General features: G+C 60.6%; 9 protein-coding genes and 1 tRNA gene. 2 read left to right on the plus strand and 8 right to left on the minus strand.

What is annotated here, in order from left to right:
* Positions 1-75: 75 nt before the first annotated feature.
* The 5 genes from ACQZ5F_RS10455 to ACQZ5F_RS10475 all read right to left on the minus strand — a co-directional run bounded on the left by ACQZ5F_RS10455 (position 76) and on the right by ACQZ5F_RS10475 (position 5,455).
* Positions 76-951, minus strand: coding sequence for a dienelactone hydrolase family protein (locus tag ACQZ5F_RS10455; RefSeq protein WP_225339455.1), 876 nt, complete (start codon positions 949-951; stop codon positions 76-78).
* A gap of 124 nt (positions 952-1,075) precedes the next feature.
* Complete coding sequence (gene adhP, locus ACQZ5F_RS10460; protein ID WP_046800638.1) at positions 1,076-2,104, minus strand: alcohol dehydrogenase AdhP; 1,029 nt, start codon at positions 2,102-2,104, stop codon at positions 1,076-1,078.
* A 148-nt stretch (positions 2,105-2,252) separates the two neighbouring features.
* Entirely contained in the window at positions 2,253-2,654 is a 402-nt protein-coding gene (locus ACQZ5F_RS10465; protein ID WP_046800637.1) for an MAPEG family protein, read from the minus strand.
* 114 nt (positions 2,655-2,768) lie between these two features.
* Positions 2,769-4,274, minus strand: a complete 1,506-nt coding sequence (gene guaB, locus ACQZ5F_RS10470) for an IMP dehydrogenase (RefSeq protein ID WP_052817149.1) — start codon at positions 4,272-4,274, stop codon at positions 2,769-2,771.
* Between the two features lie 179 nt (positions 4,275-4,453).
* The gene (locus ACQZ5F_RS10475) at positions 4,454-5,455 is read right to left on the minus strand and encodes an MBL fold metallo-hydrolase (protein WP_225339456.1); all 1,002 of its coding nucleotides are present in this window, start codon (positions 5,453-5,455) and stop codon (positions 4,454-4,456) included.
* Between the two features lie 208 nt (positions 5,456-5,663).
* Here ACQZ5F_RS10475 and ACQZ5F_RS10480 point away from each other — a divergent pair, with 208 nt between their 5' ends.
* Complete coding sequence (locus ACQZ5F_RS10480) at positions 5,664-7,061, plus strand: MDR family MFS transporter (RefSeq protein WP_225245461.1); 1,398 nt, start codon at positions 5,664-5,666, stop codon at positions 7,059-7,061.
* 25 nt (positions 7,062-7,086) lie between these two features.
* Here ACQZ5F_RS10480 and ACQZ5F_RS10485 read toward each other — a convergent pair whose 3' ends face one another.
* From ACQZ5F_RS10485 to ACQZ5F_RS10495, 3 genes are all read right to left on the minus strand, one after another.
* Positions 7,087-7,827: an RlmE family RNA methyltransferase gene (locus tag ACQZ5F_RS10485; protein WP_046800634.1), complete on the minus strand. Its 741-nt coding sequence runs from the start codon at positions 7,825-7,827 to the stop codon at positions 7,087-7,089.
* Complete coding sequence (locus ACQZ5F_RS10490; RefSeq protein ID WP_225339457.1) at positions 7,824-9,455, minus strand: Ppx/GppA phosphatase family protein; 1,632 nt, start codon at positions 9,453-9,455, stop codon at positions 7,824-7,826. The genes ACQZ5F_RS10485 and ACQZ5F_RS10490 overlap by 4 nt, the downstream gene beginning before the upstream one ends.
* Positions 9,456-9,684: 229 nt before the next feature.
* Positions 9,685-9,761: transfer RNA gene (locus ACQZ5F_RS10495), tRNA-His, on the minus strand.
* A gap of 314 nt (positions 9,762-10,075) precedes the next feature.
* On the opposite strand from ACQZ5F_RS10495, the gene ACQZ5F_RS10500 reads away from it, so the two are divergent.
* Positions 10,076-13,834: an ATP-binding protein gene (locus ACQZ5F_RS10500; protein ID WP_225339458.1), complete on the plus strand. Its 3,759-nt coding sequence runs from the start codon at positions 10,076-10,078 to the stop codon at positions 13,832-13,834.
* The last annotated feature ends 48 nt before the right edge of the window (positions 13,835-13,882 follow it).

The following is a 13,882-nucleotide window of genomic DNA, read 5'->3' on the forward strand; positions in this document are numbered from 1 at the left end:
ATAAGTGGACAAGATCTAGAGCCTTTCCTCCTTCCCCGACGGGAAGAAGGAACAAGCGGCCACCTCGAAAACCTATCACGCCAGATATTTCTTGAAGAACTCCGTCGTCCGGCCCCAGGCGAGATCGGCGGCCGCCTTATCATATCGCGCCGAGGACGTATCATTGTTGAAGGCGTGGTTGACGCCGTCATAGACGAAGATTTCGAAGGTCTTGCCGTTGTCTTCCAACGCCTTCTTATAGGCATCGATGCCGGCATTGATGCGCTCATCGAGACCCGCATAGTGCAAGAGCAGCGGCGCCTTGATATCAGGCACATCGGCCGCCGGGGCTTGCTGACCGTAATAGGCGACGCCAGCATTCAGGCCGGCCGATTTGGTGGCGAAACGGTTGACCAGCCCACCACCCCAGCAGAAGCCGACCGCGCCGACCTTGCCGTTCGCACCCTGCCGGGCCGCGAGCCACACCCGGCCCGCTTCGGCATTGGCGACCGTTGCGTCCATGTCGAGGCCGCTGAACATTTCCCGCGCCTTGTCCTCATCGGCAGGCGTACCGCCCTGCGGGGAGAGGAAATCGACCGCAAGCGCCCTGAAACCGGCAAGCGCCACACGTCTTGCCACATCGCGGATATGGTCGTTCAGGCCACGGTTCTCGTGGATGACGATGACGGAGCCGATCGGTCCCGACACCGATTTCGGCGTGACGAGGTAACCTTTCATCTCGCCACCGGGAGCGGGATAGGTCACGTCTTCCGCCACGATCCCCGCATCGTCAGGCGCGACGATGGCCGCACGGGCGCTATTGGCCGAAAGAAGCGGCGCGATCGCCGCCGCAGCAGCGCCGGAACCGGCAAGTACTGTGAGTTTTTCCATGAATTTGCGGCGGTCGAGGCTGAGATGGGTATATTCATCGTAAGCGTCGATCATGGCCTGCGTAATCTTCGGCTTGTCCATCACCCTGTCCTCCTTGAGCGCGCGGATGCGGCAGGGAGGATAACGCAGATCGCCCCGCGGGGAACGGGGTGGGCGGAAGCGGCGCCACACTTTTGCGTGAGCGCCGCAACCCATGTCATTTGTCTCAGGCGGCGAGGTCGACGACGATACGGCCGTCGATCTTGCCCTCTTCCATGCGGTGGAAGATATCATTGATGTTTTCGAGCTTATCCCAGGAGAAGTGGGCCGCCACCTTGCCTTCACCGGCAAAGGTCAGCGCTTCCTCCAGATCCTGCCGCGTGCCGACGATGGAGCCGCGCACCGTGATGCGCTTCAGCACCGTGTCGAACACCGGAATGGAGATGAAGCCCGGCGGCAGGCCGACAAGCGCCATGGTGCCCTTGGAGCGCAGGAAGCCGTAGGCCTGCTCCATGGCCTTGGGCGACACTGCCGTCACCAGCGCGCCATGGACGCCGCCGGTCGCCTTCTGCACCTGCTCCACCGCGTCAGGCGCACGACCATTGACGACGACATCTGCACCGAGTTTTTTCGCAAGCGCCAGCTTGTCATCGAAAATATCGGCGGCAACCACATGCATGCCCATGGCCTTGGCGTATTGCACGGCCATGTGACCCAGGCCGCCAATGCCTGAAATGACCACCCATTCACCGGGCCTGACCTCGGTTTCCTTGAGGCCCTTATAGACGGTGACACCGGCGCAGAGCACCGGGGCCGCCGGGCCGAAGTCCAGATTGTCCGGCAGGCGGCCGACGAATTTCGGATCGGCAAGGCCATATTCGGCAAAGCTGCCATTGACGGAATAGCCGGAATTCTTCTGGCTCGGGCAAAGGGTTTCCCAGCCGGTGCGGCAGGGAATGCAGCATCCGCAGGCGGTATAGAGCCAGGGCGTGCCGGCGCGGTCGCCTTCCTTGATGCCGGTGACGCCAGCGCCGATTTTCGCGACATAACCCGCACCTTCATGGCCGGGAATGAAGGGTGGGTTGGGTTTGACCGGCCAATCGCCCGTTGCGGCGTGCAGGTCGGTGTGGCAAACGCCCGTCGCCTTGTAGTTGATGAGAATTTCACCGGGGCCGGGATCCGGTATCGCCACTTCCTCGATGGTCAGCGGTTTTCCAAACGCGCGGACGACGGCTGCCTTCATTGTTTTCGCCATGACATACTCCTCAATCTCTGCTCGCCTGAAATCCTCGACGGCAGGCAGAGATTAACGGGGATGGGACGTCATGGAATTGACCCATCGCAAATCGGGTGATTTTAAAGGCGCGATTGTCTCACTTATGAGGCAACCTGACGGTGCTGTTTCATTCCAGCGCCAACCAGATGGCGAGCCATGCCCACAGGCACACGATTAGGGCAAAGCCGATGCCGAACAGTGCCCCGCGGTGACGCAGCCGGTTAGTGGTAACGTGGACATAGGAATGGGCATAACGCGAGAGCACGAACAGCCAGGCGAGCACGATGGTGACGATGTTGTCCGCATCGGTGATGTAGAGCAGCAGGCAGGCGATATGAAACAGGACGGGAAGTTCGAACTGGTTGGCGATATTGCGGTTCACCAGATAGCTTTCCCGCGCTTCTTCACTCTTGTCGCGAAGGCGAATGGCTGATTCGCGATCCGTGAAGGTATATTTCTTGCGACGGTAGAGCAGCAGCCCGTAAAGCCAGAAAACGAGAAAGACATGGGCGATCATCGGCCAGAACATTGCGGTCGTCGGTGACATGTTTTCTCCCCCAATCATGAATACGCTTCCCGATCCGGCTGGAATCGGGAAGCGCCAAATACTCAGTCTATCTTCTTACGGATTCGGTTCGAAAGATCAAACCGCGCCGGGATAGTTCGGGCTTTCGCGGGTGATCGTCACGTCATGGGCGTGGCTTTCACGCAGGCCGGCGCTGGAGATGCGAACGAAGGTGGCGCGCTCCTGGAATTCCTTGATGTTGCTGCCGCCGACATAACCCATGGCAGCCTTCAGGCCGCCGGCCAGCTGGTGCAGGACGCCGGAGACCGGTCCCTTGTAGGGAACCTGACCTTCGATACCTTCCGGCACGAGCTTCAGCGTGTCACGCACTTCGGCCTGGAAATAACGGTCGGCGGAACCGCGCGCCATGGCGCCAACGGAACCCATGCCGCGATAGGCCTTGAAGGAACGGCCCTGATAGAGGAACACTTCACCCGGGCTTTCATCCGTGCCGGCCAAAAGCGAGCCGATCATGACGGCGGACGCGCCGGCAGCGATTGCCTTGGCCAGATCGCCCGAGAATTTGATGCCGCCATCGGCAATGACGGGGATGTCGGCCGCATTGGCCACTTCGACCGAGGCCATGATCGCGGCAAGCTGCGGAACGCCGACACCGGCGACGATGCGGGTGGTGCAGATGGAACCGGGGCCGATACCGACCTTGACGCCATCGGCGCCAGCATCGATCAGCGCCTTGGTGCCGTCAGCGGTGGCGACATTGCCGGCGATGATGCGAACCGAGTTCGACATCTTCTTGACCACGGAAACAGCATCCAGCACGCGCTGCGAATGGCCGTGTGCGGTATCAACGACCAGAAGGTCGACGCCGGCATCGATGAGGCGCTCGGCGCGCTCGATGGCGTCAGCACCGACGCTGATGGCGGCAGCGGCGCGAAGGCGGCCCTGCGCATCCTTGGTGGCGTTGGGGTTCAGCTGCGACTTCTCGATATCCTTGACGGTGATGAGGCCGACGCAATTGCCTTTTCCATCCACCACCAGCAGCTTTTCAATGCGGTGCTTGTGCAAGAGATGGCGGGCTTCCTGCTGGTCGACGCTGCTTTCCTTGACCGTGACCAGGTTTTCGCGGGTCATCAGTTCGTAGATCTTCTGCTGCGGATCGGAGGCAAAACGCACGTCGCGGTTCGTCAGGATGCCGACGAGCCGGCCGTTCTTGTGGCCACCGGCACCGCCGTTTTCAACCACCGGAATGCCGGAAATGCCGTGCGCCTTCATCAAGGCCTGTGCTTCGGCAAGCGTCGCATCCGGGCCGATTGTGACCGGGTTGACGACCATGCCGCTTTCGAACTTCTTCACCTGCCGCACTTCTTCGGCCTGCTCGATGGGGGTCAGGTTACGGTGGATGACGCCGATGCCGCCGGCCTGGGCCATGGCGATGGCAAGACGGCCTTCGGTGACCGTATCCATGGCGGAAGACAGGATCGGCAGGTTGAGATCGATATCGCGGGCGATGCGGGTGGCGATATTCGTCTGCCCCGGCATGACTTCGGAATGCCCGGGCTGCAGCAACACATCGTCAAATGTGAGAGCGTCCAAACCAGTGGGTGTTTGAATGATGCGTGCCATGACCAAATTCCTTCATACTGAAAATGCGTGGCCGTTCCGGAACGAAAAGTTCACCCCGGCGCCCTGCAAGGATTGCTTGGAAGTTGGCGAGGGCTGGTAACACGTTCATGACAGGAAGGGAATAGAAAAAACCCGGAATAACCTTCCGGGTTTCCTCTGTTGCTGCATTGCAGCAGATATTAGATATCGAACTGGTAGGATTTCGGCACGAAACGATAACCCGTATCCAGCTTTTCCGCATAACCGACGGAAGGGAAAGGCATGTGATAGCCGAGGAAGGGCAGACGGTCGGTGGCGATCATGTCATAGACCTTCTTGCGGGTGGCGGCGGCCGCTGCCTTGTCCATGTCGAACTTCACTTCCCAATCCGGCCTTTGCAGCGACAGGACGAAATGGTTGGCAGTATCCGCCGTCAGGATCAGCTGCCTGCCTTCCGATTCGACACGGAAAATCATGTGTCCCGGCGAATGGCCGAAAGCCGCGATGCCGGTGATGCCGGACACCACATTGTCGCCGTCACCGATGAAGGTTGCCTTTTCCGCCAGTGGCTTGACGTTGGCGATAACGCCCTTGTGCCCACCCTCGGCAGGAGTTCCGACCCGCTTCTCATCCGTCCAGAAATCATATTCCGCCTGACCGACCACGTAACGCGCCTTTGAAAAGGCTGGTGCACCCTTTTCCATCAGTCCGCCAATATGGTCGCCGTGCATGTGGGTCAGCACGACAACGGTCACATCCTCCGGCGTGTAACCGGCCGCCGCCATGCCTTCGATCAGGCGGCCGTTGCCGGCGCCACGGCCGGCCTCGCCGAAGCCGGTGTCGAACAGCACGAGGTCTGAGCCGGTATTGACGAGAACCGGCGAGAAGGAATTGACGAATTGGTCCTTCGGCAAAAAATTGTCTTCCAGCAGTTTACCGACCGTCTCCGCCGATTGGTCAGTGCCGAAGGTCTCGCCCGGATTGGGCGCGGCGCGCGCGCCGTCCTTCACGACAAGCACTTCGAAATTGCCGAGCTTGAAGCGGTTGGTTTCCGGCGGCATGGCGTGTTTGATCTCCATGGAGGTTTGTGGCTGGTTGGTCTGGGCCGTTGCGCTGCGCGCCATCAACAGCGGCGCGCCGAGGACGGTTGCGCCGGCCGCACCGATGAGGCCGCGTCTGCTCATGCTCAAGGATTGGGTCATCATCTTGTCTCCGATTTCGCCAACTGGCCGTTATCACCAACTGAACTCACCCAACGGACAATAGAGCGAGAAAGTTGCAAGAAAACCGGCCTCACGCAGGTTTGATCGGAACTTCCGAAATTGATAATTAACGTGTTGGCAAGCCGGCCTATCAGGCGTAGGAGGAACGGCGATATCCTTGTCGCAGCGGAAAGCCGCAGGCAGCCTCATGAACCGCATCATTCCCCTGATCCTGGCAGTCGCTCTCTTTATGGAGCAGATGGACTCCACCGTCATCGCCACCTCGCTTCCGGCGATTGCAGCAGACCTCAATGTCGGACCGATCACCCTGAAGCTCGCGCTGACCGCCTATATGGTGGCGCTGGCGATCTTCATTCCCATCAGCGGCTGGATGGCCGACAAATATGGCGCGAAGAAAATCTTCCGTTTCGCCATCGGCGTCTTTGTGGTCGGGTCGATCTGTTGCGCGGTCTCATCGTCGGTGTTTGAATTCGTGCTCTCGCGTTTCCTGCAGGGCATGGGCGGTGCGATGATGACGCCCGTTGGTCGCCTCGTTCTCCTGCGAACGACCAAGCGTAGTGAACTCGTTTCCGCCATGGCGTTGCTGACGATACCGGGACTTGTCGGGCCGCTCACCGGTCCGCCGATTGGCGGCTTCATCACCACCTATTTTTCATGGCACTGGATTTTCCTGATCAACGTGCCCATCGGTATCATCGGCATCTGGCTCTCGACCATCTTCCTGCCGGAAATCGAAACCACCAATCCCCCGCCGATGGATGGCAAGGGGTTCGTGCTCTCAGGCATCGCCGCTTCGGGCGTGGTATTCGGTGTGTCGGTGGTCAGTCTTCCGGCTCTGCCACCCGCCATCGGCATCGCCTCGACGATCATCGGTTTCATCTGCGGATTTCTTTACATGCGCCACGCCGCGCGCCATCCCGCCCCCATTCTGGATTTCCGGATTTTTCAGAATGCGACGTTCCGGGCGGCCTCCGTTGGCGGCACGATCTTCCGCATTTCAACGGGCGCCATTCCCTTCCTGATGCCGCTGATGTTGCAGATCGGCTTCGGGCTCAACCCGTTCCAGTCAGGCATGATCACCTTTGCCGGTGCGATTGGCGCGATCACCACAAAATTCATGGCCAAGCGGGTGTTTGCGGCAACCGGGTTCAAGTCAACGCTGATCGGGGCCGGCATCGTCGGCGCCTGCACGACACTCGCCAACAGCTTCTTCACGCCGGATACGCCTTACCCGCTGATCATGATCTTTCTGGTCACGGCCGGATTTGCCCGGTCGTTCTTCTTCACCGGATCAAACGCGCTCAGCTATTCCGATATCGAGGACAGTCAGGCCAGCCAGGCAACCTCGATGGCCTCGGTGCTGCAACAGATCAGCCTGGCACTTGGCGTGGCATTCGCCGCTTCCATTCTGGAAGTCAGCAGCATGATGTCGGGTACGCATCTTCAGCTTGCCGATTTCCACATCGCCTTCACCATCGTGGCGCTGGTTTCGCTATTCGCCGTCGTGCCGATTATCCGCATGGATGCACAGGCCGGGGCGGCCGTCTCCGGCCACCGCGGCAAGGTTTCGCAACCGGCGGAGTGACAAGGTTTCGCAACCGGCGTATTGATCAGTCTTCAGCCGCTTCTTCAGCGTCGGCATCGATAGCGGGCTCGTTCTTGCGGCCCTTGAAGTGCTTGGCAAGCAGGAACATCTCGACCGATTCCGAGCGTGACGACGCCGGCTTGATGTGCAGCACCTGCTTGAAGTTCTTCTTCAGCATGTCCAGCAGCGCCTTTTCGGTGCCGCCCTGGAAGGTCTTGGCCAGGAAATGGCCGCCTTCCGCCAACACCTGAACCGCAAAATCGGCTGCGACTTCGCATAGATGCATGGTGCGGATGTGGTCGGTCTTCTGGTGGCCCGTGGTTGGCGCCGCCATATCCGACAAGACAAGATCGGGCGTGCCGCCGACAGCTTCCATCAGCTGGTCCGGCGCGGTCGGGTCGAGGAAGTCGAGCTGCAGGATCTTCACGCCGGGGATCGGATCGATTTCAAGAAAATCGATGGCCGCAACGCGGATATCATCCTCGGTGGAATCCGTGACCTTGGAGGCGATCTGCGACCAGCTTCCGGGTGCGGCGCCAAGGTCGATGATGCGGGTCGCACCCTTCAGAATCTGATGCTTGTCGTTGATTTCCAATAGCTTGAAGGCGGCGCGGGCGCGATAGCCTTCCAGCTTGGCGCGCTGCACATAGGGGTCATTGATATGACGCTCCAGCCAACGGCGCGATGAGGCCTTGAGCTTGGTCTTCTTGACCTTCTGGCCGATCTTGCGGCCGGTACGATTGGTGCTTGTCGGCGCCTTGCTCATGTCAAACCTTCCGTTCTGTCCTGCCGTACCATCTGCATGCGCCTTATGCGGTTGCGCCGCCAAGCGCCGTCATCCGCCATCATATCCGTCAAAAGCCCTTCGCGCAGGCCACGATCGGCCACCCGCATGCGGCGTGACGGCCAGCGGCGGCGAATGGCCTCAAGAATGGCGCAACCCGCCAGAACCAGATCGGCCCTGTCAGGACCGATGCAGGCATTGGCGGCGCGGCCGGCGAAATCCCATGCCAGAAGCTTGTCCTGCATCGCGGTCACCTCGGCATCGGAAAGCCAGAGGCCATCCACCTTGCGGCGATCATAGCGCGGCAGATCGAGATGGACACCCGCAAGCGTCGTCACCGTGCCGGATGTTCCGATCAGATGGAAATCCTCGTGATGCAAATGCGGCGCCAGTGGCGGGCAATGGAAAGCATCCAGCAGCCCTTCAACTTCCCGCACCATGGCGGCAAAGACATCAGGCGTCACATCACGGCCGCCATGGCGTTCCGAGAGCGTGACGACGCCGACCGGAAGCGAGGTCCAGTGGGTGATGTGGTTGGCGAGCCGGTTCGACCGGTTTTCACCGACCTTGATGACCGCGATTTCCGACGATCCGCCGCCAATATCGAACAGCACAACGGAGCGTGCTTCACGCCCGACAAGCGAGGCGCAACCCGAGACCGCAAGCCGGGCTTCCGTCTCGCGGCTGATGATTTCGAGTCTCAAGCCGGTTTCGCGGGTGACGCGCGACAGAAACTCTTCACCATTGGTAGCCGCACGGCAGGCTTCGGTGGCGATCAGCCGCATGCGCCTTATCGGGCGACCGGAAAGTTTCGCCGAGCAGACCTTCAGGGCTTCGACGGCGCGATCCATCGCGTCGTCGGAAAGCCGGCCGGTGGACACCAGCCCCTCGCCCAGCCGGACGATGCGCGAAAAGGCGTCGACGACCCGGAACTGGCCGGGACGTGTCGGCTGCGCAATCAGCAGGCGGCAATTATTGGTGCCGAGATCGAGCGCCGCATACATATCCGCCGGCGTGTCCTGGCCATGCTCGTGATGGCGACCCGCCTGACGTGCGGAATCCGATTGCTGCCGGTGCGGATCCTGAGAAGCCCCGCTGGCGCGACCGTTCTGCTTGCCGACATGTCTTGGTGCCTGGGAGGGAACCAGCGGGCGCCCCTGCGGATCCCGTCCACGCGGATCGCGGTGAGCACGCTTGCGGTTGCGCGATTTGCGAACACCGCCAGCCGGTGCGGAGGATGGATTTGTCGCGTCCGCTGCAACTGGATCCTGCGCCTGTTCACCGGATGCAGACACACTCTGCTGGGTGGACGCGCCTTTGCCGCGAGAACGCCGCCGGCGCTTTCTCTTGCGTGGTTCGGCATCCGGCTCGAGAGCCGACACGTAGGGAGAACCGGCCGGAACATCCGCGGCAACATCATGCGACAGCACAGCGGCGTCACGGGGCTTCCCGTCACGCTTGTGTTTCTTGCCACGACGGGATCGCTTCGCTTTCCCTTTGTTCGCCACCGATGCCCCTTGGTCCGACGGCTTTGGGCCGTTTCCGGGGTCGATCACTGTCTTGTCCATTTCGCCGCGCACAAGCGAAGACGCTATGCTGCTGGCTTTCATAAGGTTTCGTTGGGCAGACAATACCAGCGCAAGAGATTTTAGCCAAATGGTTTTTCCCGTACCGAAAACGGCAAAGGTTCACATGCGATGAGAAAGGCAGGCGCGGACTGCCACAATCGCTGTGATCATTTTCGCGAATTTTTGAAAACCGGCATATCAGACAGGGAGAAAAATTACTCCCATCTCCCGGTAAGTCGTTGTGACATATAGACTTATCGGGAGAAGGGAATGGTACGGTTGAGTGGGGTCGAACCACCGACCTCAGGTGCCACAAACCTGCGCTCTAACCAACTGAGCTACAACCGCACATGAAACGCCGAAGCGGCGTCACGGGGGGTGACATAAAAGGTGTTTCCCCCATTTGCAAGTGCCTCTGTGAATTTTGCGAAAAAAGGCGTCGAAAGGCAAGCGCTTTCATTGCGCCCAGACGGATAAGGGGCGGAGCCGAGGCCTGTTCATGTTAACTCTATTTGGCGATTCATCCGCCGGATGGTGGACCCCGCCGGCCTGTGAAGTTATTTAAAATTCTGTTAACGTGGTGCCATAGCGGGTTTACCTTTCAGCTTCATGAGGAGGCTGAAAAGCCCTCGAGGTCCGGTAGTGCCAGAATAGGTTTCGACATGCCCGCCGTCCAGTATCCCTTTATCGATATAGCAGTGCATGAACGGGTGCGTGAAGGTTTCGGGCGCGGCGAGGCGATGGCTTTGTTTTCGCTCGACCTTCAGAGCGCCCTTTGGGCCAACGGCCGGGGTGCGGCTTTGTTCGGCACGCCGATGGTCTACGATTTTCTGGAACAGGGCCCGAAGCGGCAGGATGTGACCTTCCGGCAGCTGGCGGCAACGGCGGCACGGCTTTCCCAGGCGGGCGACAGCCTGCCGTTTACCATTCGCATCAATGCCGGGTTCCGCAGCATTGCCGTGACCGCCAAGGCGGAAATCATTGAAGCGGAACCGGGCCAGCCCGCAATACTGTTTTCCGCCCTTACCGATCAGGCCGCGCCTGACACGGGGGAATGCGCCCGGCGCATGATCGAAGGTTTTGACGACCCCGATATTCATATGGCGGTTCTGAACGGCGAAAACGAGATTATCGCTGCTTCGCCGCGCTTCTCGTCACTCGGTATTACGCCGCATACGGCAAGGACGCTGGTGCGCATGGCCGCAGGCCAGTCCGGCCATCTCGTCAAACGTCCCGTGCCGACCGGCAAGGGTTATCTGCCGGCGGCTACCGGCCAGATCACGGCGTCACCCGAACTCAACCTGATGTTCGTGGTCGAGACCGCGCTTGGTACGCTCGATCCCGTCAACGGTTTTGCCGAAGACAAGCCGCAGGAAGCCCCGGCTGCCGTTCAGCCAGTTTTGCCGGCCGCAGAGGCCGCACCTGTTGCCGCAGCCGCGGCATCCTTTGATTCCGTGCTTGATGCCGTTGCCGGTATCGAGGATGTGGAGGACGTGCCGGAACTGCCTGCCGATATCGAAGACGAGATTGTGGCGGAACAGGAACTGGACGCCGTTCCCCTGCCGGCAGAAGAACAGGCCGAGGCCCTGCTGGATATTCCCGTCGAAGATGCCGATGCCGCCGCGCAGGAGGCCATGACGGACGATATTGCCGATCTCTTCGAACTCGATGCGGATGATGAAGAGGCACCGGCAATCGAGCGTGCTGCCGGTCACGACCATGCTGAAGAGGCATTCGAAGAAGCTGAGAGCGCAGCAGCGGAAGAGATCACCGAAACCGTGACTGCTCAGGCCGCTGCGCAGGCGGAAGGGGATATCCCTGTGGAAACGGAAGCCGCAGAAGAAGCACCAGCTTTTGTGTTTAATGCCGGTGCACGCGCATCCCGTTTCGTCTGGAAAATCGATGCAGAGGGGCGCTTCAGCTCGATTTCGCATGAATTCGCAGAAGCGGTCGGCACAAAGGCGGCGGCTGTCGAAGGCATGGGCTTTGCCGATGTGGCCGCGCTTTTCAACCTCGATCCGGATGGCAAGATTCGCGAACTTCTTAGCCGTCGCGACACATGGTCGGGCAAGACGATCTATTGGCCGGTGGAAGGCACCTCACTGATGGTGCCTATCGACCTCGCCGCCCTGCCCACCTACACACGCTCGCGCGAATTCGACGGATTCCGTGGTTTCGGCATCGTGCGGCTTGCCGACGCCGCGCAAGATCCGCATGCCACCGGCCTGACCTTCCTGGAAGGTGAAGAGATTTTTCCGACCGAGGCTTCGCCGCAACCGGACACCGAGAATGAAAGCCACGAATTGCTGGCTTTTCTCGAAGAGGATGACGCCGCCGAAGACGATGCTGTTTCTGCCGGTGGCGATGAGACCCCGGTCGAATCTGACGGCACCACGGGCGAGATTTCAGACGAAGACCAGCATCACGATGACAGCCCGGCGGAATTCGAAGCGCCGACGCTGGCACCCGCTCCAGAAGCCGAGCCCTCCTATTCCGACAAGGTCGTTCATCTGGAAGAGCGCCGCTCACGCTCGAGAGAGGGTCTGACCGCAGGCGAACAGGCCGCCTTCCGGGAAATCGGCCGGACACTAGCGCCCATCGATGCCCTTGCGGACGAGAACCGCAAAGCGGACGAAGAGGCTTATTCCGCCGGGCCGGTTCCGCAGGATAGCCGCGAAGATATCGCCCCGGAAACGCCTGTGGACGAAACGCAGAACGCTCAAGAGGCTGCCAAGGCAACCGAAATGGCGGAAGAGGACGACCTTTTCGCCGATTATGTTCGCGGTGAGCGGCCGGCTGCCGCCCCAACGCCGACGACTGAAATCGATACCGGCGAGAAGGAAGACACCGCAACGGACCTGCAGCCGACGGCCGATATTGCCGCCGCGATGGTTAGCCCTCCCCCTCGCCCCGCCGGTATACTGACGGCCGAGACACTGGATCAGATGCCGGTGGCGCTTCTTGTCCATGCCGGCGACAGGCTGATCCACGCCAATCCGGATTTCCTGCGGCTGACGGGCTACACCTCGCTTGAGGAACTCCAGGATGTGGGCGGGCTGGAAGCGCTGCTGCAGCGGCAGGAGCTGGACGAGATGCCCGACAATGAGGGCGGCATGGTCGTGGTCAGCGCCGAAAACGACATCATTCCGGTCAAAGCGCGGCTGCAGTCCATCCGCTGGGAAGAAGCCAAGGCACTGATGCTGTCGCTGGTTCCGCTGGAAGAAAAGCAGACGCCGGTTGCAGCGGCGAACGAAAATACGGCAGCAACAGCGGGTGAAGAAGCCGGCAGTGTTTCCGTGCTGCAGGGCGAAGTCGAGGAACTGCATTCCATTCTGGAGACCGCCACCGACGGCGTGGTTTTACTGGGAGACAACGGCGAAATCCGCTCGCTCAACCGTTCCGCCAGCGCGCTGTTCAACTATGACAATGGCGAAATCGCCGGCAAGCCCTTCGTCACCCTGTTTGCGCATGAGAGCCAGCGCGCCGTGCTGGATTATCTCTCCGGCCTTGCCAATAATGGTGTGGCCAGCGTGCTGAATGATGGCCGTGAGGTGATCGGCCGCGAAGCATCCGGCGGGTTCCTGCCGCTGTTCATGACCATCGGGCGGCTTAAATCCTCGCATGGCTATTGCGCCGTCATCCGCGACATTACCCAATGGAAGCGCACGGAAGAAGAACTCCGCAACGCCAAGCGCGCGGCGGAAACCGCCAATGCCCACAAGACCGATTTCCTGGCCCGCGTCAGCCATGAAATACGCACACCGCTCAACGCCATTATCGGCTTTGCCGACATGATGGCGACCGAGCGATTCGGGCCGATCGGCCATCCGCGTTATGCGGAATATTCCAATGATATCGGCCGCTCCGGCCGGCACGTGCTCGATATCGTCAATGATCTGCTCGACATTTCCAAGATCGAGGCCGGGCAGATGGATGTGGATTTCATCGCCGTGCCGCTGAACGAGACGGTGGCCGAAGCGGTCTCGCTGGTGCAGCCGCAGGCCAACAATCAGCGTGTCATCATCCGCACCGCACTGTCGCAATCCGTGCCGCAGATCGTTGCCGACCTGCGCTCGATCAAGCAGATCGTGCTGAACATTCTGTCCAACGCCATCCGCTTCACGCCCTCCGGCGGCCAGATCGTGGTGTCTACGGCCTACGAGGCGAATGGCAGCGTCTCGCTGCGCATCCGCGACACCGGCATCGGCATGACGCGGGCGGAACTGGAACAGGCCATGAAGCCATTCCGGCAGGTGGCCTCATCCAGCAAGCGCGTGCGCGGCGACGGCACCGGGCTTGGCCTGCCACTGACGAAGGCGATGGTGGATGCCAACCGGGCAAATTTCTCCATCACCTCGACGCCGAATGAAGGCACGCTGGTGGAAATCACCTTTCCGTCGCAACGGGTTCTTGCCAACTGAGGTCATGCGGGCGTAGCAATGCGAAAGCCACCGGCGGAATGATCGCCG

Source organism: Agrobacterium sp. 22-210-1, assembly GCF_053522525.1.